Annotated in this window: 22 protein-coding genes, 1 tRNA gene and 1 pseudogene; 12 read left to right on the plus strand and 12 right to left on the minus strand. The window is 50.4% G+C overall.

Annotation, left to right across the window (positions count from 1 at the left end; genetic code table 11):
* Positions 1 to 87: 87 nt before the first annotated feature.
* Positions 88 to 945, plus strand: coding sequence for a PA4780 family RIO1-like protein kinase (locus tag Q9O24_07610; GenBank protein MDQ7075006.1), 858 nt, complete (start codon positions 88 to 90; stop codon positions 943 to 945).
* Positions 946 to 1,027: 82 nt separating this feature from the next.
* Here Q9O24_07610 and Q9O24_07615 read toward each other — a convergent pair whose 3' ends face one another.
* Together Q9O24_07615 and Q9O24_07620 are read right to left on the minus strand one after the other, a co-directional pair.
* Positions 1,028 to 1,669 carry a hypothetical protein gene (locus tag Q9O24_07615; GenBank protein MDQ7075007.1) on the minus strand — a complete coding sequence of 214 codons (642 nt, stop codon included), beginning with the start codon at positions 1,667 to 1,669 and terminating at the stop codon, positions 1,028 to 1,030.
* A gap of 18 nt (positions 1,670 to 1,687) precedes the next feature.
* Positions 1,688 to 2,992, minus strand: coding sequence for a glycosyltransferase family 4 protein (locus tag Q9O24_07620; GenBank protein ID MDQ7075008.1), 1,305 nt, complete (start codon positions 2,990 to 2,992; stop codon positions 1,688 to 1,690).
* Here Q9O24_07620 and Q9O24_07625 point away from each other — a divergent pair.
* Both Q9O24_07625 and Q9O24_07630 read left to right on the plus strand, forming a co-directional pair.
* Complete coding sequence (locus tag Q9O24_07625; GenBank protein MDQ7075009.1) at positions 2,987 to 3,583, plus strand: SprT family zinc-dependent metalloprotease; 597 nt, start codon at positions 2,987 to 2,989, stop codon at positions 3,581 to 3,583. The genes Q9O24_07620 and Q9O24_07625 overlap by 6 nt on opposite strands.
* Before the next feature lie 77 nt (positions 3,584 to 3,660).
* Positions 3,661 to 3,737, plus strand: a tRNA-Val gene (locus Q9O24_07630).
* A 99-nt stretch (positions 3,738 to 3,836) separates the two neighbouring features.
* Here the strand turns inward: Q9O24_07630 and Q9O24_07635 are convergent.
* Entirely contained in the window at positions 3,837 to 4,211 is a 375-nt protein-coding gene (locus Q9O24_07635; protein ID MDQ7075010.1) for a DUF423 domain-containing protein, read from the minus strand.
* A gap of 64 nt (positions 4,212 to 4,275) precedes the next feature.
* Between Q9O24_07635 and Q9O24_07640 the strand changes: the two genes are divergently transcribed.
* The 6 genes from Q9O24_07640 to Q9O24_07665 all read left to right on the plus strand — a co-directional run bounded on the left by Q9O24_07640 (position 4,276) and on the right by Q9O24_07665 (position 8,571).
* Positions 4,276 to 4,761, plus strand: a complete 486-nt coding sequence (locus Q9O24_07640) for a YajQ family cyclic di-GMP-binding protein (protein MDQ7075011.1) — start codon at positions 4,276 to 4,278, stop codon at positions 4,759 to 4,761.
* Positions 4,762 to 4,883: 122 nt separating this feature from the next.
* A complete protein-coding gene (locus tag Q9O24_07645; GenBank protein ID MDQ7075012.1) occupies positions 4,884 to 6,065 on the plus strand; it encodes a pyridoxal phosphate-dependent aminotransferase in 1,182 nt (393 codons plus the stop codon).
* A gap of 3 nt (positions 6,066 to 6,068) precedes the next feature.
* Positions 6,069 to 6,416, plus strand: coding sequence for an ArsC family reductase (locus Q9O24_07650; GenBank protein ID MDQ7075013.1), 348 nt, complete (start codon positions 6,069 to 6,071; stop codon positions 6,414 to 6,416).
* The gene (locus tag Q9O24_07655) at positions 6,413 to 6,727 is read left to right on the plus strand and encodes a hypothetical protein (protein ID MDQ7075014.1); all 315 of its coding nucleotides are present in this window, start codon (positions 6,413 to 6,415) and stop codon (positions 6,725 to 6,727) included. Before Q9O24_07650 ends, Q9O24_07655 begins: the two co-directional genes overlap by 4 nt.
* Before the next feature lie 57 nt (positions 6,728 to 6,784).
* On the plus strand, positions 6,785 to 7,315 hold the full coding sequence (gene moaB / locus Q9O24_07660; protein MDQ7075015.1) for a molybdenum cofactor biosynthesis protein B: 531 nt from the start codon (positions 6,785 to 6,787) through the stop codon (positions 7,313 to 7,315).
* A 26-nt stretch (positions 7,316 to 7,341) separates the two neighbouring features.
* A complete protein-coding gene (locus Q9O24_07665) occupies positions 7,342 to 8,571 on the plus strand; it encodes a molybdopterin molybdotransferase MoeA (GenBank protein ID MDQ7075016.1) in 1,230 nt (409 codons plus the stop codon).
* Positions 8,572 to 8,593: 22 nt separating this feature from the next.
* Here the strand turns inward: Q9O24_07665 and Q9O24_07670 are convergent, their stop codons facing one another.
* From Q9O24_07670 to Q9O24_07685, 4 genes are read right to left on the minus strand one after another with little or no spacing between them, the layout of a single operon-like run.
* Positions 8,594 to 9,445 carry a peptidoglycan DD-metalloendopeptidase family protein gene (locus Q9O24_07670; GenBank protein ID MDQ7075017.1) on the minus strand — a complete coding sequence of 284 codons (852 nt, stop codon included), beginning with the start codon at positions 9,443 to 9,445 and terminating at the stop codon, positions 8,594 to 8,596.
* 17 nt (positions 9,446 to 9,462) lie between these two features.
* Positions 9,463 to 10,197: a sulfate transporter CysZ gene (gene cysZ, locus Q9O24_07675; GenBank protein MDQ7075018.1), complete on the minus strand. Its 735-nt coding sequence runs from the start codon at positions 10,195 to 10,197 to the stop codon at positions 9,463 to 9,465.
* A gap of 41 nt (positions 10,198 to 10,238) precedes the next feature.
* Positions 10,239 to 11,528 carry an FGGY-family carbohydrate kinase gene (locus Q9O24_07680; GenBank protein ID MDQ7075019.1) on the minus strand — a complete coding sequence of 430 codons (1,290 nt, stop codon included), beginning with the start codon at positions 11,526 to 11,528 and terminating at the stop codon, positions 10,239 to 10,241.
* Positions 11,529 to 11,580: 52 nt separating this feature from the next.
* Positions 11,581 to 12,819, minus strand: coding sequence for a serine/threonine-protein kinase (locus Q9O24_07685; protein MDQ7075020.1), 1,239 nt, complete (start codon positions 12,817 to 12,819; stop codon positions 11,581 to 11,583).
* 182 nt (positions 12,820 to 13,001) lie between these two features.
* On the opposite strand from Q9O24_07685, the gene Q9O24_07690 reads away from it, so the two are divergent.
* On the plus strand, positions 13,002 to 13,364 hold the full coding sequence (locus Q9O24_07690; protein MDQ7075021.1) for a CZB domain-containing protein: 363 nt from the start codon (positions 13,002 to 13,004) through the stop codon (positions 13,362 to 13,364).
* Between the two features lie 44 nt (positions 13,365 to 13,408).
* Here Q9O24_07690 and Q9O24_07695 read toward each other — a convergent pair whose 3' ends face one another.
* The 3 genes from Q9O24_07695 to pgi all read right to left on the minus strand — a co-directional run bounded on the left by Q9O24_07695 (position 13,409) and on the right by pgi (position 17,928).
* Positions 13,409 to 13,975 carry a hypothetical protein gene (locus Q9O24_07695; GenBank protein ID MDQ7075022.1) on the minus strand — a complete coding sequence of 189 codons (567 nt, stop codon included), beginning with the start codon at positions 13,973 to 13,975 and terminating at the stop codon, positions 13,409 to 13,411.
* A gap of 212 nt (positions 13,976 to 14,187) precedes the next feature.
* A complete protein-coding gene (locus tag Q9O24_07700) occupies positions 14,188 to 16,116 on the minus strand; it encodes a hypothetical protein (protein MDQ7075023.1) in 1,929 nt (642 codons plus the stop codon).
* Between the two features lie 171 nt (positions 16,117 to 16,287).
* Complete coding sequence (gene pgi / locus Q9O24_07705; GenBank protein MDQ7075024.1) at positions 16,288 to 17,928, minus strand: glucose-6-phosphate isomerase; 1,641 nt, start codon at positions 17,926 to 17,928, stop codon at positions 16,288 to 16,290.
* Positions 17,929 to 18,108: 180 nt separating this feature from the next.
* Here pgi and glgA point away from each other — a divergent pair.
* Positions 18,109 to 19,572: pseudogene (gene glgA / locus Q9O24_07710) on the plus strand (glycogen synthase GlgA).
* Between the two features lie 132 nt (positions 19,573 to 19,704).
* On the plus strand, positions 19,705 to 20,469 hold the full coding sequence (locus Q9O24_07715) for a polysaccharide biosynthesis/export family protein (GenBank protein MDQ7075025.1): 765 nt from the start codon (positions 19,705 to 19,707) through the stop codon (positions 20,467 to 20,469).
* On the opposite strand, the gene Q9O24_07720 is transcribed toward Q9O24_07715, so the two are convergent.
* Both Q9O24_07720 and Q9O24_07725 read right to left on the minus strand, forming a co-directional pair.
* Entirely contained in the window at positions 20,466 to 21,029 is a 564-nt protein-coding gene (locus Q9O24_07720) for a hypothetical protein (GenBank protein MDQ7075026.1), read from the minus strand. The genes Q9O24_07715 and Q9O24_07720 overlap by 4 nt on opposite strands.
* Positions 21,026 to 22,489 carry a response regulator gene (locus Q9O24_07725; GenBank protein MDQ7075027.1) on the minus strand — a complete coding sequence of 488 codons (1,464 nt, stop codon included), beginning with the start codon at positions 22,487 to 22,489 and terminating at the stop codon, positions 21,026 to 21,028. Before Q9O24_07725 ends, Q9O24_07720 begins: the two co-directional genes overlap by 4 nt.
* Positions 22,490 to 22,590: the final 101 nt, after the last annotated feature.

A 22,590-nucleotide genomic window follows, 5' to 3' on the forward strand; every position in this document is an offset into this window, starting at 1 on the left:
GAGCAGCGCCCATCTGAAACACAACTGAACGAGTTTTGATCGGGTAAATAAGGACAGCACTATCTTAATCTTAAGCATAAGTAAGACATGAAAGCCCCTAAACGAATCCAGCCTTTAATCAACGAGGGCATTGTCGATGAAGTTCTGAGCCAACTTATGAGTGGCAAAGAGGCGACCGTTTACGTGGTGCGTTGCGGTCATCAAATCCGTTGTGCCAAAGTGTACAAAGAAGCGATGAAACGCAGTTTCAAACAAGCCGTCACCTATCAGGAGGGGCGAAAAGTTCGCAACAGTCGCCGTGCTCGTGCGATGGAAAAAGGCTCTAAATTTGGTCGTAAGCAACAGGAAGATACTTGGCAAAACGCTGAGATAGACGCGCTTTATCGTCTCGCGAATGCAGGGGTTCGTGTGCCTACTCCCTACGGTTGTTTTGACGGTGTCTTATTGATGGAGTTGGTTGCTGATGGTGAAGGTCAGGTAGCGCCGCGTTTGAAAGACGTGACCATGTCCGCAGAACAAGCCCGCGAAGATCACGCTGAAATAATGAATTACGTTAAGTTAATGCTCTGTGCGGGCCTGGTTCACGGCGACTTATCTGAATTCAATGTCTTGGTGGACGACAATGGCCCGGTCATTATCGACTTGCCCCAAGCGGTCGATGCGGCGGCCAACAATGCCGCTGAAGCCATGTTGACCCGAGATGTTGAGAATATGAGGCACTACTACGGTTTGTTTGCCCCAGATCTATTGGAAACAGAATACGATAAGGAGATTTGGGCGCTCTATGAAGAAGGCGAATTGAACCCGGATACTCAATTAACCGGCCAGTTTGTTGCAGATGAGCAAGAGGCGGATGTTGATTCTATACTGCTCGAAATTAAAGCCGCTTATGCGGAAGAACAGGAGCGACTGGCTCGGATAGAAGCAGCAGAAACACCAGAATAAACCCTGACTCATTAAGGGCAGGAATAAAAATATTTATCCAGATAGGACGGTCATGCCGGTGTCTGCTTGAAATCAGGCTGCTTTAAAACGCAAACCCCAAAGAAAACTCAGCCAAAAAACCACCGGCAGGAATGTCGGAGCTGTTTTTGAGTTTGACGCCACCGATGGGGCTTCTTAGAGTAATGTCTTCCAGTTGACTTAACGAGTAACCGGCGGCTAAATTGAGATTGATGCTGTCCCACATCCATTGGTTACCAAACAAAATACCGTAACTGGTCACGTCGGTAGAACCCGAAAAATCCCCATCCACAATATCAATGCTGGCGGTTTGGATCAGCGGGCTGATGTAAGTGCTGTCAGAAAAAGCGCCACTGGGGTACCAGTTGGCACGTACTCCGTAGCCCGTTGCTTTGATATTAAAATCGAGATTGGTTCTGCTGTCGGTAACATCAAAGTCATAAGAGGAGTAGGTGCCCGACAGGGTAAACCGCTCGAATAGCTTTATTTCGGCATCCAAGCCCAGGCCACCGAGGGCAAAGTTCAGCGGTTGCAGACGCAGGTTAAACATTTTTTTACGTTTTTCAGGCTCCATCGGCGTGGCCTGCATGGGGGCTATTTTATTTTTCATCTCTGCGTTTGAATCCGGTGTGTGACCCGCAGTCTGGTCGGTTGCATTTACGCTTAAGGGCAGGGCTAAGCCTATTAGGGCGATGGTTTTTAACATGGTTTGTCCTCTGGTTTTTTATGTGATGCGGTTTTTTTCTTCAATCCACTTGGCCATATAATAATGGCTTTTTAGGCTCTGATGGGTAAGCAGAGTGCCAATAAAATTCTGTTGTCGGTGGGCAGCTAAATTGTTTCGAATGGCATTAATCCGAGCAATCAATTCTTCACCCTGTTGCTGGGCGTTGTAACCTTTCTGAATAATGGAGAAGCCGTTCTGCTGCGCCTGTTGCCAGTGGCTTTCATCCTTATACAGTTTCACCGCCGCCGTGGCAATTTCGGTGGGGTTGTTCGCGACCGAGCCACTCCAAGGCAATCCAGCCGCCATTGCCTCTGCACCGATGGCGGTGGTGACGTTGGGTGTACCGCACTGCATGGCATCAATCAGTTTGCCTTTCTGTCCGGCTCCAAAGCGCAACGGAGCCAAACAGACCCGTGCCTGTTGCATCACTTGATGAGCGTCTTTTGCCCAACCTAAAACATGAAAGCCCTGTTTGGCATTGTGCAACGCCGTGGCCTTGGGGGGAGGGTACGCACCGTAAATGTGCAGCTCGGCTTGGGGCAGCTGTTGTCGAATCCGTGGCCAGATCTGTTCTTTAAGCCACAACACCGCATCCCAGTTGGGTGGGTGGCGAAAATTACCGATGTGGATAAAGTGTTGGCGTTGTGGGTGCTTTGGCAGCCGTTGTCTGTTTTCCAGCGGCGGCAATAAAAACGGCGTGTGGTGCAGCAGTTGAGCAGGCAGAGAAAAATGCTCCGTAAGCAATTTCTGCTCAAATTCCGAAATAAGCAAGGTCAGATCAGAGCGATAAAACGCCGCGATTTCACGTTGGCACATGTCCCGCTGACTCATTTTTTTAAACAGTGATTCGGGATTAATCGCTGCGACGTGATGATCTTGTTTATTGGTTTTTTCAATTTTTAACTGCGCTTTGAGCTGGTTTTGGCGCACGTCACGCAGGCTGTGCAAATCTTCGCTGTCGATGATGCGCAGCGCCTCGGGGCACTGTTCCGCCACCCGCCAGCCATACTGCTCTTCTGTAACAAAACGGTCGAACAAAACAATGTGTGGTTGCAGCTGTTGGATAAAATCATCAAAGCTGCGGCTGTTAAGCTGAACAGCCTGTTCGGTAACGCCCAAGGTGGTGAGGTCGGTTTTCTGTTCGTTTTGGCTCGCCGCGCTGGCGAAGGTGATCTGCCAGCCGTGCTGTTGAAACAGCTTGATCAGTTGTAACATGCGACTGCCCGCTGCCGATGAGTTGGGTTCTGGCCAGACGTAGCCGATAATCAGCAGATGAGTTTTTTGGTGTGAGTTTATGTGCATAAATTGGGAGTCGATTATTCATTGGTTACGGTAATTGAGTTGCGCGGCCTTGCCATTGAGGTGAGTTTTAAACGTATTAAACACCTTCATCTCAGGGTGCGTTCTCCTGAGGGTCGGGTGACGGTCTCGGCTCCTGTGCAGATGCCTTTGGCGGTGGTGCAGCGTTTTGTGCTCTCCAAATGGCAATGGCTTGAGAAAAAACAGGCTCAATTGGCTGCGCGGCCACGAACCTCCTCAGAGCAATTAAACCGGCAACATCAGCGATGGGAGCAGCAACGGCAGCGTTTAAAAGTGGAGGTAGGTCGTCTGGTGCAACATTGGCAGCCGATTATGCAGGTTTCGGTGCAGAAGGTCACTCTGCGTCGAATGAAAAGCAAATGGGGCAGTTGCACACCAGCCAAGGGCACGATTCGGATTAACCTCGTTTTGGCCGAGCGTTCGCCACAGGTCTTGGAGATGGTGCTGGTGCATGAGATGGTGCATCTATTGGAGTCCTCTCACAATGCACGTTTTTATGCGTTGATGGATCGTTTTCTGCCCAATTGGCGGCGTTATCAGCAGGAGTTGGATCAGCCGAACCGAGGCGTGTGAGCAACTATTTTAGCCAAAGTTGAATTTAAGGTTTGACTGGGCGGTAAAGTAGTGGCAGTATTCGCTCCGCTCGACGCAGGCGCGTAGCTCAGTTGGTTAGAGCACCACCTTGACATGGTGGGGGTCGTTGGTTCGAATCCAATCGCGCCTACCAACATAGATTTGAGAGATCAAATCGCAAAAAGCCCCAGTATGAATTTATTCATCTGGGGCTTTTTTGTGGGTTTTAGTCTGTTATGTCAGGTTAGAGTGTTTACTTTTCCACTCGCCACTGGCTCCAAGTCAAGCTTCCCCAGCCGACTAAAAACGCCAAGCCTCCCAGCGGGGTAATGGCTCCCAGCCAGCGCATTTGGGTGATGGCCATCAGATACAAGCTGCCGGAAAACAGCAGCACACCGATGATCATGCTGTAAGCGGCCAGTTTCAGTTTGGCTTGTGGTTGCAGTTGCATCAGCAGTCCGATCAAAATCAATCCCAAAGCGTGAAACATGTGGTAGCTCACGCCGGTTTGATACCAACCTTTGGCTTCAGGGGTGAGCAGCGGTTTGAGGGCGTGTGCGCCAAAGGCACCGATGGCAACGGCCAACAGCGCCAAGAGTGCGCCGAGGCCAATAAAACGTCTGGACATAAGAGAGTCTCTGGATTAAAAATAGCTCTCATTCTAGCGCAACGAACTAAAAAAGGGGTCTGTTATGCCATCGTTTGATGTGGTTTCTGAAGTGGATATGCACGAATTGGCCAACGCGGTTGATCAAACCAGCCGTGAAATCGGCACCCGTTACGATTTTAAGGGCAGCAGCGCCAAGGTTGAGTTAAACGACAAGCAGGTGACGATCATCGCCGACGGTGATTTTCAAGCCCGTCAAATTCACCCGATGCTCTACCAAAAATTGACCAAACGGGGTCTGGAAGCGGGCTGTCTGGAAGAGGGTAAAATCGAAACCGTGGGCAAAGGCGTGCGCCAATATCTGACGGTGCAGGCGGGGATTGAAACCGATACGGCAAAAAAGATTGTGAAAATGATCAAAACCAGCAAAATCAAAGTGCAAGCGGCAATTCAGAGCGAGCAGGTGCGGGTGACGGGCAAAAAGCGCGACGATCTGCAACAGGTGATGGCGCTGTTGCGTGGGGCGGAAGGTTTGGGGCTGCCGTTGCAGTTTAAGAATTTTCGAGATTAGCAGAAGGGAAAACGTGCGTTGTTTGGGTTGGACATTCTTGGCCTTCCTCGGTACAGTTTGGCCACTGCAAAAAAGGTTGAAACAGCCCTTTTCCGAGCCATCAAACAGAGACGAGAATCGTGTTGAAAATCACCTTATCAAGCCGTGTTGAACGCATTAAACCCTCACCCACCCTGACCATCAGTGCCTTGGCGGCGCAATTGAAGGCGCAGGGGCGGGACATCATCAGTCTGGGGACAGGCGAGCCGGATTTTGATACGCCGGATCATGTAAAACAAGCTGCCATTGAGGCCATCAATGCCGGTTTTACCAAATACACCAATGTGGACGGCACGCCTGAGCTGAAGCAGGCGATCATTGATAAGTTTGCCCGCGACAACGGTTTTCACTTTGATCTCGAAGAGGTGTTGGTCTCTTGTGGTGGCAAACAGAGCTTTTTTAATCTGACCCAAGCGTTGCTGAACCACGAGGATGAGGTGATTATTCCCGCCCCGTATTGGGTCTCTTACCCCGATATGGTCAAGCTGGCGGGAGGGTCGCCGGTGATCGTACACGGCACGCAAGCGCAGGGCTTTAAAATCACCCCGCACCAATTGGAAAGCGCCATCACCGAGCGTACGCGCCTGTTTGTGATCAACAGCCCTTCCAATCCTTCGGGGGTCTGTTACAGCTTGGCGGAATTGAAGGCGCTCGGCGATGTGCTGGCGCAACACGCGAATATCCTCATTGCCACTGATGACATGTACGAGCATATTTTGTGGAAAAAAGGCTCTTTTTGTAACATTCTCAACGCCTGCCCTGAGTTGAAAAGCCGTATTTTGGTGCTCAACGGGGTCTCGAAAGCTTACGCCATGACCGGTTGGCGCATTGGTTACGCGGCGGGGCCGAGCTACATTATTCAGGCGATGAAAAAAGTGCAGTCGCAGAGCACCTCCAATCCTGCCTCCATCTCACAGGTGGCGGCGCAAGCGGCATTGGAAGGCGATCAGCACTGCCTTGACCCGATGGTTGAGGCTTTTAAAGAGCGCCATGATTTTGTATTGGAAAAATTAAATCAGATTTCCGGCATCAGCTGCTTGCCCAGTGACGGTACTTTTTATGCGTTTCCCAATGTGGAGGCGGTGATCAAACGCTTGAAACTGAAAGACGATGTGGCCCTGACCTCGTACTTACTGGATAAAACCGGCGTGGCGCTGGTGCCTGGGTCGGCTTTTGGTCTGCAAGGCCACATGCGTCTCTCTTATGCGACGAGTATGGAGATTTTGACCGATGCCTTGGCGCGGATTAAAAAGGCCTTGGGTTAAATTATGCTGACGATTTACGGCATTAAAAACTGCGATACGATGAAAAAGGCGCTTAAGTGGCTGACGGAAAACGGCATTGAGCATACTTTTCATGACTACCGAAAAGCGGGTCTAACGCGACAGATGTTGCTGGGCTGGGAAGCGCAATTGGGGTGGGCGTTGTTGGTCAATAAACGCGGCACCACTTGGCGCAAGTTTGATGATGAGGTTAAGCAGAAGATGAACTCAGAAAATTCCATTGACGTGATGCTGGAAAACGAAGCGGTGATCAAACGTCCGCTGCTGGATCTGGGTGACGGTCGTTTGGAGTTGGGTTTTAAAGCCGAACGTTATGCGGAGCTGTTTTTATGAGCGGTTCAGGTAAGAACATTGCCCAACTGGTTTATATTCTTCAAGCGGTCTCTTTTCTGCTTGGCATTACCTTTGTGATTGCGGTGGTGATCAATCATCTGAAGCGCGGCGATGTGCGTGGCACGCTCTCTGAGTCTCATTTCCTTTGGCAGATGCGTACCTTTTGGTGGTCGCTGATCTGGATGGGGGTGGGTTTGATGACGATGTTGATCGGTGGTTGGATGATCGTCTATCTGCTGCCATTGTGGATTATTTATCGCATTGTCAGGGGCTGGTTGCGGCTCAACGATGATCGGGAAATGTACGTTTAGTGAGCGTTAACGGATCGAGTCAAAAAATTTATTTTCTAACCTTTTGAGTTTAAAAAAATGAGTAACGAGAGCGTGTTAAAAAAACAGGCAGCACTGAAAATTGCAGTGATTACGGTCTCCGACAGCCGTACCGAAGAGACCGATACCTCTGGTCAAGCGTTGGTGGATCGTTTGCAAGCCGATGGCCATGTTTTGCATGAAAAAGTGATTTTGGCTGACGATCTGTATCTGCTGCGGGCGCAGTTTTCCGCTTGGATTGCCGATCCTGAGGTGGAGGTGATTTTGACCACCGGCGGTACCGGTGTCAGTGGCCGTGATGTGACACCCGAAGCGGTGGGGCCTCTGTTTGATAAAGAGATCGTCGGTTTTGGCGAGATGTTTCGTTGGGTCTCTATTGAGGAGATCGGCACCTCCACCATTCAGTCCCGTGCGTTGGGCGGAGTGGCCAACGGTACGTTGATTTTCTGCCTGCCGGGTTCAACGGGTGCGTGTCGCACCGCGTGGGATAAAATTTTGCGCCATCAATTGGATCTGAATCACCGCCCCTGTAACTTTGTTGAATTGCGCGGTCGTTTGACGGAGCGTTGAGGGTTTTTATTGTGAATGAAAAAAAAATGGCCAGCGGTTGTGATAGCGCAACGGTGTTAAAACCGATTGAAGAGACTTTAGAGCATCTGTTGAGCCAAGCAAAACCAGTGACAGAAATTGAGTGGCTGGCCACTGAAGCGGCTTTGGGGCGCGTGTTGGCCGAAGATCAGTTGGCGGCGGTGAGTGTACCGGCGTGGGACAACAGCGCGATGGACGGTTACGCCTTGCGTTATGCCGATCTGCAAGCAGGTAAGCCATTGACGGTGGCGCAACGCATTCCTGCTGGAGCGGTGGGGACGTTTTTAGAATCCGGCACTGCGGCGCGCATTTTTACCGGTGCGCCGGTACCAGAGGGGGCGGATACGGTGGTGATGCAGGAGCATTGCCAGCGTGACGATGATCTGCTGACTCTGGCTCACGAGGTGGCAAAAGGCGCGAACATTCGGCGCATCGGTGAAGATGTGCGGCAGGGCGAGGTGATTTTAAACCAAGGGGTAAAGCTCTCTCCGCAGCATTTGGGGCTGGCGGCATCTGTGGGGCTGGCTAAAATGCCGGTGTATCGTCGTCTAAAAGTGGCCATTCTTTGTACCGGTGATGAGTTGATTCCGCCGGGTGAACCGCTGGGCGCGGGGCAGATTCACGACTCAAACCGTTACACCTTTATCGGTCTGTTGCAGGCGTTGGGCTGTGAAGTGATTGATCTGGGACGGGTGGCCGATGATTTTGTTGCCACCCAAGAGGCGCTTTCTGAGGCGGCGGCAAAAGCCGATCTGGTGCTGGCCAGCGGTGGGGTTTCCGTGGGTGAGGAGGATCATGTGAAGGCGGCGGTGGAGTCCTTGGGAGCGCTTTCTTTGTGGCGTGTGGCGATTCGACCAGGAAAACCACTGGCCTTTGGTTTTGTTGGCGAGACTCCTTTTATTGGCGTGCCAGGCAATCCAGTGTCGTTGTTTGTTACGGTGGCCATTTTGGCGCGACCCTTTATTTTGCGCTGCCAAGGGCGTGATGCGGTGTTGCCTAATTCGTTTTCGGTGCGCTCTGGTTTTGATTGGTCACGACCGGACAAACGTCGTGAATACATGCGGGTGCGTTTGTACAGCGAGCAGGGGCAACTGACGGCAGAAGCGCATCCAAGCCGCTCTTCTGGGGTTTTGAGTTCGGTGACCTGGAGTGACGGTTTGGCGATTTTGCCCGAGGGCAAGGCGCATAAAAAAGGCGATTTGTTGGAGTTTATCCCCTTTTCTGAATTGCTAAATTAACGTTTTTTGCTGTTGTTAGGCACTAGTGTTTTGGCGCTGATTTGGCCGTTTGATCGTCGGCAGCCAAAAAGAGCTTGGGGTTGATCCAAGTGCCGTTCAGCCCCACTGACCAGTGCAGATGGGGGCCGGTGACGCGTCCTGTTTGCCCCACCTCGCCAATCTGTTCGCCCTGTTTTACCGTATCCCCTATTTTGACCTTGATTTTATTCATATGGGCGTAAAAGCTGATCAAGCCTTGGCCGTGCTCTAAAAAGACGCAGTTGCCGTTAAAAAAGAAGTTACCCGCCTCTACCACTTTGCCATCGGCGGGGGCGTAGATGGGGGTGCCTTCAGCGGCGGCAATGTCCAGCCCGCCATGTGGACGACGAGGCTGTTTATTAAAAAAGCGTCGCAGACCAAACTGGCTGCTTTCAGGGCCGCTGACGGGGCGAATAAAATCAAAATGGGGTGTCTGGTGGCTCCATTGAAACTTGGCTTTGCCGGAACGACGACGCTCTTTTTTGATGCGCTGCATGTCGTTTTTATACGGGTTTACTTTGCGTTTGTTTTTAATCGTCAGATATTGGCTTTCGTATTCATAGGGTTTGACTTCAAAGGCGATGCGCTGATTGGTTTTTTTATTTGGCCACTGTACGCTTAGGTGGTGAGTGCCTGGTTTGATGGAGAGAGGCAAACCAATCACCGCTGACCAGCTCTGGTCGTCGTTTTTGATTACCATCACTTTGCGCTTAATGTAACGCACATGGGGTTTGCCAGCTTGTTCTGCGGCGAGGGGGATAATGGCAATGCCACCCGGTACCGCCGAGGCGGTGGGCAGTTCGTTGGCCAAAGTGAATGCGGGTAGCAGCAATAAAATTAAGAGTTTGTAAAACATAGATCGCTCCATGAAGGTTAGGTTGGGGTGTTGGTGCGCAGTTGTGCCACAAACAGGCTGGTGGCTCCGGCCACCGAGACCGGCATGGCGATTAAATTAACAAAAGGCAAGGTGGTAAAAAAGAGCGCACTGCTGCCAAACGTGAGTGACATCAGACGCTGTTTTTTTAAGGCAGCACGCTGTTGTTTAAAGTCGATATTGTGGTTGCCCATCGGGTAGTCGGCGTACTCCAGTGTCAGCATCCAGGCGCTGAAAATAAACCAGACAAAGGGGGCAATGAGATTGACCCCAGGGATTAAAAACAGCAGTAAAATGGGCAGCATACGCAGCAAAATATAGATCAGTTTTTTTATCTCACCGACAACGCTCTCTACAATCAGAGTGACTAAATTTTGTCCTTCGGAAGGCGGTTTTCTGCCTGTGAGGTGATACTCCACCTGTTCTGATAACAGGGCATTAAAGGGTGCGGCGACTAGATTGGCAAACAGAATAAAAACGTAACTGCTGATCAACAGAAGGCTAATGGCAAACAGCCCCCAAATCAGGGAGCGTAACCACTCGATTTGCAACCAACTGGGCAATAGGCTTTCAACCCAGCCGCTGAGGTATTCGGAACCTGACCAAATCATCCATGAGAAGAGCAATACGTTAATCAGCAAGGGGATAATGACATAAGGCCGAACACTCGGCTTGGTGATGAGGCTAAAACCACGCATAAAATGTCCAAAACCTGAAAGGCTGCCGCTGAGCATTGCTGTTCTCCGTTGTATGAAAGAAGATTGATAAATAAGGTTTAGGGTTGAAGATGACCGGCTGCGATTTTGGCGCTGCCGTAGGCTGCTTCAACCTGCGTTGAGAGCCGTAAAGGAACGTGCAGTGCGCGTTCGCGCAAGGTCTGCCACGCTGGATTAATGGCTCCACCGCCTGCGCTGTAAATCTGGTGGGGGTAGGGTGCTCCCAATTGGGCTAAAAGTCGATAACCTTGCGCTTCAATGCGGCTCAAACCTTCTAAGATGGCCTGTAAAAAGTGCTGCTGATTATCAGGGCGCGGTGAGAGCTGGGGCATTAAATCCGGGTTGGCAAGGGGAAAACGTTCGCCTTTTGAGGGCAGCGGGTAGTAGTGTAACCCGCTGGGTTTGCTGAGATCTATATTCTGGCTGAGGCGGATGAGTTCGTCGTCACTAAAAAACTGCTTAAGCACCCCAGCGCCGCTGTTGGACGCACCGCCCGCGAGCCAAAGATCACCCAGTCGATGGCTGTAGATGCCATGTTGTGGAGAAAAAAGAGGAGCAGGGGTGATGACTTTTAACACGGTGGTACTGCCCAAGGAGGTGACGGCATCGCCAATTTTGTGCGCGCCGCTGGCGATAAAGGCGGCGATGCTGTCGGTGGTGCCGCTGATGATCTGGGTGCTGTGATGCAGGCCAAACTGCTTGGTAATTTCAATTTTTGCAGTGCCAATGACGGTGCCAACGGGCGTGACCTTGGGCAGTGTCTGCAATTCAATGGGAAGCTGTTTTAACCACTCGGGCCAGCGACCGGTGATGGGGTCGTATCCTAATTTTAGGGCGTTGTTTTCATCGCTGTAGATGACGTTGCCGCTTAATTTGGCGGCGATCCAGTCCGCTTGGTGCAGTGCTTTGAAGGCGCGGTGGGGAATTCTGCTTTGCAGCGTCAGCAGTTTGGCTAGGCTACTGCTGGTGCCGTGAGCGGCGCTGTTTTTTGGGGCGTATTGGTGGATGAGCTGTGCGGCGGTGGCGTTGTCGCTGTGGTGGTACATCAGCGCGGGGGTGAGGGGGGTGCCATCCAGCGCACTGAGCAGCAGGGTTGAGGAGGTGCCATCAACGGTAATGGCGCGGATGCGCTGAGCATCAACCTGTTGGAAAAGGTCGTACAGCAGTTGCTGTACGGTGTGCCACCAGATTAATGGATCTTGTTCCTCTTGTTGCTCTAAGGCCGCAGGCCAAGGCTGTTTTAAAAAAATCTGTTGTTGGCCTTGGCTGTCAATGACCGAGGCGCGACAGCCGGAAGTACCTAAATCCAGCCCCAGATAGAGCGCTTCTGAGTGGGGTTTTAGGGGCATGGGCGGGCTGCTCTCAAGATAGGAAAGCAATGATTATAACACTCTGTGGAGGTTATAGGATCAGCATGGCCGCCACGGTCAGTGCCAGTAGGGCGATGATGCCGATTAAGATGGGGGTGAGATTTTTATTCTGTACGCCATTGCCGTTATTTGCCGCTGTGTTTGTTTTGGCTCGGTTGTTGAGCGCGGTTTTAAAGGTTTCAATCTCTTTGAAGCGTCTCATGCCTTGCGGTTGCAGTGCCTTGTCAATGGCATCGCAAAAGTGTTGGTTTAGATCGCTGCGTACGTTGTGTAGCGGAACGGCGATCTCTCTGGGTGGTGAGCCGGTGGCCATTTCATAAGCAATGGCTGCTAGAGAGTATTGATCGCTTTGCAGGGTGGCTGTTGAGGCATTGAGTCTCTGTTCGGGGGCTTTATAAAAAAGGGCTTTTTTGCTTGAACTGCTGGAGTTGATGCGGGCAAAACCGGACAGCTTGCTGTTGTTATGCACATCCAGCCAGATGTTTTTCGGGCTGATGTCACCGTGACTGCCCTGCTGGTGGACGTAACTGAGTGCGTCACAGAGGGGGTTGATGATCTCCAGTACTTCATTTTCTTGAAAGGGACTGTTCTGCTTTTGGCGTTGTGCGATCAGTTTGCGCAGGCTTTTACCCTGCGATACTTCCATGCTGGCGTAGGTTAAATTTTGTTCGTGCTGAGCATCATAGATGTGCACTATGTTTTCATGTTGCAGTTCACTGGCGCGTTGAGCACTGTGAAAAAAGCTGACTTTGTCGCCGTCACTGACGTTGGGGTTCAAGACTCTGATGGCGATGTTTTCTCCGCGCCTGCTGTCACGCGCCAGATACAACTCGGATACTCGATCCTGGGAGAGAAAGGCTTTAATGCTGTAACGTTGGTAAGCCAATGTTTGCCCAACGGTAAGGTTTTTTCCAGCCGACTTTACGCTCGCTTTTTGTGTGCGTCGTTGAGTCGCGGGGGGCTGATTTTCGGTTAGGACAAAATCGAGTTTATGTGCGCGTTTAGGGCGCTTTTTGGGTGTGTGTTTTGTGTCTGTGCGTTGGCGGCGAATGTTGGCCAGAGCTTCGGCAATGTCGGGAGAGTCTCCGATGATGGTCTCGTCCAGATCTAGGCTGCTTTCTGCTGCTGGAGCGATTTTTCGGCTCGTTTTAGGTTGTGCTTTTCCATGGCGTATGTTGTTAAGAGCCGCTTCCAAATCTTGTGATTGTTGGCCAATAAGGGTTTCATCTAACTCTAAATCGATGTCTCCCTGTTTTGAGATTTTGTGCATAGCAGTTCCTGGCTAGGTCGATGTCTTGTGCTCATTCTCACCCCGTGATCTTAAAAAATTCGGATTTGATTCATTAACAGCAAAGGTTAGGTTAAACGGTACTGTTTTGCTGATAAAAGTTGGCATTATTAATGCCTTGTTTTTTGTGCGTGTTAAATAATTGACTTGGGGAAAGTATAACAATGAGTACACACGACGAGATAGATAAAGCCATTTCAGCACACGGCATGTGGAAACATAAATTACGCAAAGCGATTGATTGCGGCGTATGTGATTCGACTCCTGACCGAGTCACGATGGATAACAACTGCGCCTTTGGCAAGTGGTTGCATGAGCGCATTGATGCCCATGATAAGGGGTCTTCCTATTACAGTGAAATCGTTGATTTACACGCACAGTTTCATCGGGAAGCGGGGGCAATATTGGGTTTGGTATTAGAAGGTGATAACGCGGCTGCCAGTAGCCGAATGACTCTGACCAGTACCTTTTCCACTCTGTCGGGCAATTTGACTCGCACCATGAAGGCGTGGCAAACAACTCTTTGAGAGTGATCTCTGTCCTTTTTTGTGAACAGAAAGTGAGCGATTTTTTATTCTTGCTCCAATAAAAGTGTGTTGTCTTTGGGCAGCGCCATCGTTTCAAGCTCGCTGGGGGCAGCGAGGGCAAAGCGTTGCTCGATGCTCTGTTGCAATTGTTGCATTTGGGATTCGACCAGTGTGTGGCTCTGTTCGTAGATGAGGGTTTTGGCTGTTAGGGAGGAGTCTATTAGGCTTTTTTGGCGTTGCTGTAAGGCATCCAATTGGCTTCGTTGGTAGTCGAAATTGCGGGTAATATCTTGTTCAATGGCTTTGCTGAACAGAGTGTGTGCGCTGCTTCCTTCTGGATGGGCATCCAGTTGTGCGGCTAGAGAGGGCAGTTTGTTTTGCATGTAGTTGTCGTTTTCTTCGATGAGCGAGGCGCTCATTTTTTCGTAATGCAGGTCGATTTTTTGGATCAGTTCCAGAGAACCGTGTTCGATCATTTGGAGGCGTTCTTGTGCCAGTTGATTGACGGTTTTGACCAGTTGAATCATTGAGTTTTGCAGTGCTTCTGCGCCTCTGAACTTGGCTTCTAGCAAGGCGGCTTCCATGCGTGTGTTGAACTCGATGAGCTCCATCTGCGTCTCTTTGTGCAGTTTTATTTTTTTCGATGCCCAATTCGGCCAGTTTTACCTTGTCGGGTTCATAAATTGTATGGCTGCTACTGCTGTGGCTGCTGGTGTTGCTGCTAAAGAGATCGCCGACGGTGCTGAGAGCGCCGGTAAAAATATCACCTACTGTGCTAAAAAAATCCCATGTTGATCTTCCTTCTGTTTGAGGTCTGTTTGCCCTAAGCGGCGTTTGAGGTGAGGCTTTTTTTCATTTTATAGAGCAGTTGATTGAACTCTTTATTGCGCTGTTGCCGAGCGTTTGAGAATGCAAGGCTGTCTTGTAACAGGCTTTCTAGGGTCTGCTTTTCCAGTTCGCGGAATTTGTTAAGGATGAGGGTGCTCTGTTGGCTGGGTTGTTCAGTCAGGCTGCTGGCGCGGCTGAGGGTGTGTTGCAGCCAGCTTTCAGCCCATTGGTAGAAGGTTTCTTTGTGGCTGCTGTTTTCCAGCGCAAAGAGGCCTTTTTCCAGCTCAAGTTGCAGGGTGTGGGTCAGTTCGGTGCGTTTGATTTCCAGATCCAGTTGTTCAGCGTGTTTGCCGCTGCCGTTGAGGTCACACGCTTGGTGGATTTGTAAGCGTTCGATGGTGAGCAGGTGTTGCATCTGGTCTCGATGGGATTGCAGGGCGGTGAAGAGGGGGGCGGCTGCGTCGCAATGCAGTTGTTCGTTTAAGAGCAGCTCCATCAGCGTTTGTAGTTTGGTTTCCAGTTTGGCGTGAAAATCGAGCCATTCTTGTTGCCAGACGGTTGTGAGGTCATGGTCGATCAGTTCCTCTTGGCAACGCTGTTGAAAATCGGGCAGGTGCTGGGTTTGACGCTGTTGGCTCTGTTTTAACCAGGCTTGATGCTGTTCGATGAGCAGTGTGACGCTGTTTTGGTGTTGGCTGTACCAGTCGATTTTTTGCCGTTGTTCATCGATCAATTGAATGCTGTAATCGGCGACCACTTCAAATCTTGGGCAAGGTTGCTGTTGCAGTTCATAAAGAGCATTCAGTGGGTTTTTTTCGATCTGTTGCAGTTTGTGCTGTAGCTGAGTGACATCGTCTTGCAGTGCGGCCAATTTTTTTTCTGTGCTGTGCAGTTTAAAATCAAGGTGTTGCTGTAAAAAACGTTGTCGTGGGGCGCAGTCGTCGGGCAGTTCTGCGGGTGCTTGTTGCAGTTGTTGGTTGATGTGGTGCAGTTCTGCGAAGAGTTGGGGGTGATCTGTTTGTGCGCTTAAAAGATCGTTGTTTAAGTCATTCAGCCAGCGTTGCAAACCTGCTGCGTAGGCGCTGGGGGTTGCGTCAATTTCGGTGCTGGAGTAGTGCTGTTTGCGTTCGCTGTGGTTGAGGCCGTTGAAAGGGGTGGTGTTGTTGATGTCTTCGATCTGCTGTTCAAGTTGATCCTGTTGTTGTTCCAATTGAAATATCTGCATGCATTGCTGATAGGTTTGCTGGAGTTGTTCGGTTTTTTCGCCTTCAAATTCCAGCTGCCACTGTTGCTCGGTAAAAAACATGAGTCGTTTTTGGGTGTAGGTTTCTACAGCCTCTTTAGATTGATCGTGCTCTTGTGGTGGAGTGAAATTTAGATCGGCGAAGGCAAGATGACAGAGAAAGAGATAAGGGAGGTCGATTGCTAGTGGGTTGTCTGTTGTGAAGTTTGTGATATCCATATAGCCCGTTTCGGTAACGAGGTGAGAGTAAGATTGACCGTTTTTTTGTTGGAGTCTGGGGTCATCACTGATTAAAAAAGTCTTCGTCAAAAAAGGCAGTGTTTTATCTTCTAATGCAAAGCGCAGTTGTGCGGCGGTAGGAAGTTGCCATGTATCGCGGTTATCTAGGGTGATTGTTTTCAGATTAGTTTGGTGTGGCTGTTTTTCTATGTAGGCCTTTTCCAGTTCAGGCATATTATGTTTCTTTAAATTAGGCCAAAGCAGACCTCTGTGGCTGTCAAAAATAATGTCAGGGTGGTTGCCTATGAACCACCAGCGTTGCTCGTGAATGCGTTCTAGCAGTGATTCGAGGTTGTCGTCGTCAATGTCGTTGAGATTGTCCAGCGTGTTTTTGATTTCAGCGAGCTGTTGTTGCAATTGATTTTTTTGAGTTTTGTTCGGCTGGGATGGGCTGGATGACACGGTATTGCTCCTTCAAGGCGGGGTACTGGGCTAAGGCGGGCCAGTTTAACGGATTTTACTTTGTACTGACAAGCGGGCTAGGAAACAACATCTCTGTTGTGGGTGTGTAGATGGGACATTTTAAGGGAGGAAAAAACGCAGGGCAGAGTGATCTCTGCCCTTTTTCTTGGCTTATTTTCGTGCAGCTTTGTAATGGTTGATCAAACCGTTAGTGGAGCTGTCGTGGCTGCTGACCGGTTGGTTGTCTTGCAGCTCGGGCTGGATGTGTTGCGCCAATTGCTTGCCCAGCTCCACGCCCCATTGATCGTAGGAGTTGATGTTCCAGATGATGCCTTGGACAAAAATTTTCTGTTCATAAAGGGCGATTAACATCCCCAAGGTGCTGGGGGTAATCTGATTGCACATAATGGAATTGCTCGGACGGTTTCCAGGGAAAATTTTGTGCTGTAGCAGAGCTTGGATTTGCTCTTCTTTCAGACCGTCGGCCTCTAACTCGGCGCGCACCTCGGTGGCCTCTTTGCCCACCATCAAGGCTTCACTCTGAGCAAAAAAGTTGGAGAGCAAAATGGCGTGTTGCTCGCCGATGGGGTTGAGGCTGTTGGCAGGGGCGATAAAATCGGCGGGAATCAGGCGGGTGCCTTGGTGCAGCAGTTGATAATAGGCGTGTTGGCCATTGGTGCCCGGACTGCCCCAAATGATCGGGCCGGTGTCGTAATCGACGGGGTTGCCCTCGCGGTCGGTGCGCTTGCCGTTGCTCTCCATGTCGCCTTGCTGAAAGTAGTCGGCAAAGTAGCGTAAATATTGGTCGTAGGGCAGCAGGACGTGGCTTTGTGCGCCAAAAAAATTGATGTGCCAGACCCCGATCAGCGCCAGAATGACTGGCATATTCTGCTCCAGCGGAGCGTTGCGAAAATGTTCGTCCATTTGGTGTGCGCCATCGAGCAGCTCTTCAAACTGATCCATGCCAAGATTGAGGGCGATGCTCAGACCCACCGACGACCAGAGCGAGTAACGCCCTCCCACCCAGTCCCAGAACTCAAATACGCAGTCGGAGTTGATGCCAAATTTTGCTGTGGCTTCTAAATTGGTGCTGACGGCAACAAAGTGTTTGGCTAGATGCTGTTCTTCTTTGGCGCTGGCCAAAAACCAGTCGCGCACCGCGTGGGCGTTGGTGAGGGTTTCCTGAGTGGTGAAGGTTTTGGAGACCACCACCACTAAGGTGGTGGCGGGATTGAGGTTTTTTAGGGTCTCGCTGACGTGGGTGCCGTCCACATTGGAGACAAAGTGAATTTTGGGGCCTTGGGCGTAATGTTTCAGCGCTTCGCAGACCATCAAGGGGCCAAGGTCGGAGCCGCCGATGCCGATGTTGATCACATCGGTGATGGTTTGGCCGCTGTAACCTAACCACTCGCCGCTGCGAACTTGATCGGTGAAGTGGCGCATCTGCTGCAAGACTCGTTTTACATCGGGCATCACATCCTTGCCATCGACAAAAACCGGGCGGTTACTGCGGTTGCGCAGGGCGCTGTGCAGCACGGCGCGTTGCTCGGTGTTGTTGATTTTATCGCCGCTGAATTGGCGTTCAATCCAAGCAGGAACATCGCGCTCTTGGGCTAAGGCCAGCAATTTGTCGAGGGTGTTGCTGGTGATGCGGTTTTTGGAAAAATCCAACAGCAGTTCATCAAAGGTGAGAGAGAATTTTTCAAACCGTTGGGGATCTTGGGCAAACAGCTCGCGTAGGGTGAGTGATTCGATGTCGCTTTTGTGTTGAGCGAGCGCCTGCCAAGCGGGGCTTTGTGTGAGTTTGGGCATGGTGACGGATTCTCTGCTGTTAGGAAATTTTTTCATGTTTTAGCACACTGGTCATCAAACGGAAAGAGTGCGGTATTTTATTTGTGAATGACGTACAATTTGCGCGCCTAGATTGGCTCCTTTTTGTTGCTGTCAAAGCCGTCCACCTTCCATTTAAAACCGCTGGGGAAAAGTGTAACGATGCGTATTTTATTTGTTGCCAGTGAAGTTCATCCGTTGATTAAAACCGGTGGTTTGGCCGATGTTGCCGGTCATTTGCCTCCGGCGCTGCTGGCGCAAGGTGAAGAGATTCGGATTGTGATGCCCGCCTATCGTGCCGCACTGCAAGGATTAGAGCAGATTGAGGTGGTGGCGGAGTTGTTTCTATTGGGAGCAGCCCAGCCGGTAGAAATTTTGCAAAGCATCTTGCCGGGTACGGCGGTGCCGATCTATTTGGTTCGTTGTCCACAATATTTTGATCGTGAGGGCGGTCCTTATGCCGACAGCGAGGGCAATGATTGGACGGACAACGCGGCTCGTTTTACCCTTTTTGCCCGTGCAGTGGTTGAGTTGGCGCAAAATCGAGCGGCTTTGGAATGGCAGCCGGATTTGGTGCATTGCAATGATTGGCAGACAGGGTTGGTGCCCGCGCTGCTCAAATGTGAGGCCGTTGCGCCGAAAACGTTGTTTACCATTCATAATTTGGCTTATCAGGGATTGTTCTCTTGGCAGAGCTTCCAATCGTTGCAGTTACCCCGTGATCTTTGGGGGTGGAGGCAATGGAGTTTTACGGCAACTTTTCTTTTATGAAAGGCGGCTTGGTTTATGCCGATCACCTCTCTACGGTTAGTCCTCAATACGCTGAGGAAATTTTAACCCCAGAGTACGGTTACGGTTTGGAAGGGTTGCTGAGCAGTCGTGCTGGATGATCTGTCGGGCATTTTGAATGGAGTGGAGTATGAGATATGGAACCCAGAGCACGATGAAGCCATTGCGGTTAATTACGGTGTGGATAGTTTGGCGCTGAAGTCCGAAAACAAACGTGCGTTGCAGCGTGAGTACCGTCTTGATGAAGAGCCAGATAAACCGCTGATTGTCTATGTGGGGCGTTTGGCGGATCAAAAAGGGGTGGATCTGATTCTGTCGGGATTGCCGTCGATGGTGGAGCACTTGGGAATGCAGGTGCTGCTGCTGGGCAGCGGTCGGCGTGACCTTGAAGAGGCGTTGTGGGTCGTGGGGGATCGTTATCCTGGACAAGTGGCGACCTATGTGGGTTTCAGTGAAGATCGAGTGCATCGCATTAAAGCAGGAGCGGATATGTTCCTGATGCCGTCTCGGTTTGAGCCTTGCGGTCTGAATCAGATTTACAGCTTGCGTTACGGGGCAGTGCCGATTGTGCGAGCGGTCGGCGGGTTGGTGGACACGGTGGTGGATGCGTCTCCTGATGCAGTGGAGAAGGGCGTTGCAACGGGTTTTCACTTCGGCTCTGCCAATGCCGGTGATATGTTGTATTGCGTGGGACGCGCGTGCGAGCTTTACCGTGATAAACCAAATTTATGGCGTAACTTGATGCTGAATGGCATGCAGCAGGATTTCAGTTGGCAGCAGGGTGCCAAGCATTATTGCGATTTGTATCGCCGGATTGTGAGTCAGAAAAAAGCATAATGGTAGTAATTTGGTGGAAAACGTGTTGTATTTGGCATTCAATTGCAAAGGTTATAAGGGGGAGGGAACTGGCTAGGATGGGTTAAGTGTTGTTTTGAATTGTTTTTTTGCGTTAAGACCAAGGGGTTTGCAGTGAATTTATTTCAGCTTCCGTTACTTGTTTTTTTGATCGTGGCTTTGCCGTTGATGAGTGCTTGTTCCACCACCTCTTCCAGCAGTGGCGCACGCAGTTTAGATGCTAAGGCATTGAGTGGTTTGACCGCCGATGCCAAAGCGGGAAGAGAGCGTATTAAGCAAGATGCCCTATTGGCTCAGGTGAGTTCCAATGGCTCATTAACGGTGGACAGCAGCACCGCGCAGCTGTTGGCAAAAGCCGCTAGCAGCAAGAGAGAGATGTACCGTATTGGGGTAGATGATCAAATTCAGATCACGGTCAGAGGCAACCCTGACTTGGATGTGACGGTGCCGGTGCGCCCCGATGGAAAAATATCCATGCCGTTGGTAGGAGATATTTTGGTGGGAGGGCGAACCCCTAAAGAGGTCTCTAAAATCATCTCAAATTATTTGGCAAAGTATGTGAGAAACCCCAGTGCAACGGTGATTATGACCCAGCTGCGCAGTCATGAATATCTGCGCCGAGTGAGAATCACCGGCGCTGTAACCAGCCCTTCTTCCATGCCCTACCGTGGTGGCATGACGGTATTGGATGCGGTGCTGGCCTCCGGTGGGGTGAATGAATTTGCGGCTCCAAACAAAACCAAGCTGTATCGTAAAATTGACGGTGTGCAGCACGTCAGTGAGATTCATCTTGATGATATTTTGAAAAAAGGCGAAATGGCGAGCAACATTGCCTTGGCTCCGGGAGACATTGTGACCATCCCTGAACGACTTTTTTAAGCTTCTCGAACGTAAGCGTATTGCCAAGGCGTTTGGTTGAGCGCGTGTAGTGCATCCAGTAACGCTTGGCTAGGGATGGCTTCGTGAGGGTGAATGTTTAAAACTTCGATGACACTTCTACCGAAGGCAGCCTGCTTTCGCCAGTTCCATTCCCACGGGGCTGAGGTTTTTTCACAGACGCTGCATGACCACCGTTGAGTTTGATCTTTGTGCCACTGCTGTAGATCCGTTTGCCATGTTGGATGGGCTTTTCGGCAGTGTGGGCAGCGAGGTGCTGTGCTCATGCTATCCACGGCGCTGTAATAGTGATTTTTTTGTTGCGGCAGATGAATCGCGCAGTAGGTTTGATCGGCTTTCGCTTCTTCTGGTTGCAGGGCGATAAACGGAGAGCAGCCAACAAAGGTCAGTTGTTCCATAAATCGTTCACCTGAGCGGTAGTGATCGTCTCTGTTTGGCAGAGGATCGGCCATGAGTTGCAGCTGTTGCAGTGTCCCGATTAAGACGTTGTTGGAGGCTTGCCACTCGATGTGGTTGGAAAACAGGATCAGTTTGGCATTCATGGTTTAGTGCTGATGAGTGTGAACTCGACTCGGTTATTGAGAGCAGCGATGTTATTCCATTGTCCTGCGCTTGTTAAGCGGGCTGGGTCGGGATAGGCCGCCCGTGGCGCATTATTGCCAATGGGCTGTATTTCCAATGTGACTAGGCCGCCTTGCAGCAGAGGAGAGTGGTTAACAAATTCTGTAAACGCGGGGCTTTGACGTTGACTGAGTTTGATTGATTCCGAGAGGCTCTGTTGTTGAAAGTCACACTGCTCCATTTTCATGTTTTCTGCAGCGAGAATTTGTTTTCCTTGTTTGTTTTTGCGTAGGCAAAATTCACCGGTATGAACTTTTAGTATGATCACACCTTGAAAGCGTAAAATGGCCAAGCGTGAGAGTAAGGTTTTGAGCTGTTGTAAACGTGGGTCGTTCAGTGCTAACTCAGCGTATTGATAAGCACCGTTTTGGTTCAGAGACCACTGAAAGGTTTGTAGCCAGCGTTCGTTGAGAGTTTTGAGTTCTTCGATTTCGTTGGTCAGTAACGTAGTTTCATTGTCTGTGCTGATGTCTGTTTTGCTGGCAAGAGGGTGTTGTAAAACCTCATTGAGCAGCTTTTCTACGCGAACTGTTTCGGCGTTATTGTGTTGTGCCAGCTGATAAAACCAGAGCGCTGGGGCGATCATAAGAAGAATCAAAAGCAAACCTTTGAAGAGGTTTTTACTGCTTTTGTTGTTGCTTATCTTGTGAGAGCCGGTTTTTAACATAGGCGCTTGCACCAGTTCATCGACTACTTTGCGGGCGATGGTTTGGCTGCTCTCTTGAATCTCTTGGCGAATTTTTTGTCGTTCTTCCACCATTAGACGAGCAAACCAAGCTCTTAATTGGCGTTGCCGTTGTGCTTCGGCGTTGTCGTTATTGCTGTTTTTAGAGGATGTTGCAACGGGTCTGGCATTGTTGCTTTTCAGTTCGGCATGACGTTTCTCAAAGGGAGTGGCGCTGGGTTTTGGAATGGGGACTTTGCTTTGGTTTTGATGGGTGGGTTGTTTTTGTACTGGCGAGTGTCCTTTGTTATTCTCCAGCAGTCCTAAACGGTTAAGGGTTTTTCCCAGCTCGGCATGGTAGATCTGTTTGGGCAGCACGCCAATCGCGCCCAAGGCACGTGCCTGACTTAGATAGACTTCTCCCTCCTTGGAGGTGTACATCATAATGGGGATTTTAGCGGTTCTAGGGTCGTTTTTGATTGCTTTTATGGCTTGAAAACCGTCCATACCCGGCATCATGTGATCCATAAAGATCACATCGGGTCGGGTGTGGCAGAGGTAGCTGAGAGCCGCTTCGGCAGACTCAGCGGTGTCAACCTGTAAACCTTGTTTTTCCAACTGTTTACGCAGTGCCAGACGCGCCGATTTGGCATCGTCAACCACCAGAGCGAGTTTCTCGACTTGATTGACTGTTTTATGGATGGGAGGTTGGCTCATTAGAGCAGTATCCTAAAGTAATGTCTGGTTGATCGGGTTGTCCGAATATTCGTTATTATTAGCGAGTTGAAGCCTATTTTTTGCTAAATTGCCCACGAAAA

This window comes from Gammaproteobacteria bacterium, assembly GCA_030949385.1.
Taxonomy (GTDB): domain Bacteria; phylum Pseudomonadota; class Gammaproteobacteria; order JAUZRS01; family JAUZRS01; genus JAUZRS01.

What these genes read in the sequence shown, in the direction of transcription:
- Q9O24_07610 (MDQ7075006.1), top strand. Translation starts at nt 88, where the DNA reads ATGAAAGCCCCTAAACGAATCCAGCCTTTAATCAACGAGGGCATTGTC.
- Q9O24_07615 (MDQ7075007.1), bottom strand. Translation starts at nt 1,669, where the DNA reads ATGTTAAAAACCATCGCCCTAATAGGCTTAGCCCTGCCCTTAAGCGTA.
- Q9O24_07620 (MDQ7075008.1), bottom strand. Translation starts at nt 2,992, where the DNA reads ATGCACATAAACTCACACCAAAAAACTCATCTGCTGATTATCGGCTAC.
- Q9O24_07635 (MDQ7075010.1), bottom strand. Translation starts at nt 4,211, where the DNA reads ATGTCCAGACGTTTTATTGGCCTCGGCGCACTCTTGGCGCTGTTGGCC.
- Q9O24_07640 (MDQ7075011.1), top strand. Translation starts at nt 4,276, where the DNA reads ATGCCATCGTTTGATGTGGTTTCTGAAGTGGATATGCACGAATTGGCC.
- Q9O24_07650 (MDQ7075013.1), top strand. Translation starts at nt 6,069, where the DNA reads ATGCTGACGATTTACGGCATTAAAAACTGCGATACGATGAAAAAGGCG.
- Q9O24_07655 (MDQ7075014.1), top strand. Translation starts at nt 6,413, where the DNA reads ATGAGCGGTTCAGGTAAGAACATTGCCCAACTGGTTTATATTCTTCAA.
- moaB (MDQ7075015.1), top strand. Translation starts at nt 6,785, where the DNA reads ATGAGTAACGAGAGCGTGTTAAAAAAACAGGCAGCACTGAAAATTGCA.
- Q9O24_07665 (MDQ7075016.1), top strand. Translation starts at nt 7,342, where the DNA reads ATGGCCAGCGGTTGTGATAGCGCAACGGTGTTAAAACCGATTGAAGAG.
- Q9O24_07670 (MDQ7075017.1), bottom strand. Translation starts at nt 9,445, where the DNA reads ATGTTTTACAAACTCTTAATTTTATTGCTGCTACCCGCATTCACTTTG.
- cysZ (MDQ7075018.1), bottom strand. Translation starts at nt 10,197, where the DNA reads ATGCTCAGCGGCAGCCTTTCAGGTTTTGGACATTTTATGCGTGGTTTT.
- Q9O24_07680 (MDQ7075019.1), bottom strand. Translation starts at nt 11,528, where the DNA reads ATGCCCCTAAAACCCCACTCAGAAGCGCTCTATCTGGGGCTGGATTTA.
- Q9O24_07685 (MDQ7075020.1), bottom strand. Translation starts at nt 12,819, where the DNA reads ATGCACAAAATCTCAAAACAGGGAGACATCGATTTAGAGTTAGATGAA.
- Q9O24_07690 (MDQ7075021.1), top strand. Translation starts at nt 13,002, where the DNA reads ATGAGTACACACGACGAGATAGATAAAGCCATTTCAGCACACGGCATG.
- Q9O24_07695 (MDQ7075022.1), bottom strand. Translation starts at nt 13,975, where the DNA reads ATGGAGCTCATCGAGTTCAACACACGCATGGAAGCCGCCTTGCTAGAA.
- pgi (MDQ7075024.1), bottom strand. Translation starts at nt 17,928, where the DNA reads ATGCCCAAACTCACACAAAGCCCCGCTTGGCAGGCGCTCGCTCAACAC.
- Q9O24_07720 (MDQ7075026.1), bottom strand. Translation starts at nt 21,029, where the DNA reads ATGAATGCCAAACTGATCCTGTTTTCCAACCACATCGAGTGGCAAGCC.
- Q9O24_07725 (MDQ7075027.1), bottom strand. Translation starts at nt 22,489, where the DNA reads ATGAGCCAACCTCCCATCCATAAAACAGTCAATCAAGTCGAGAAACTC.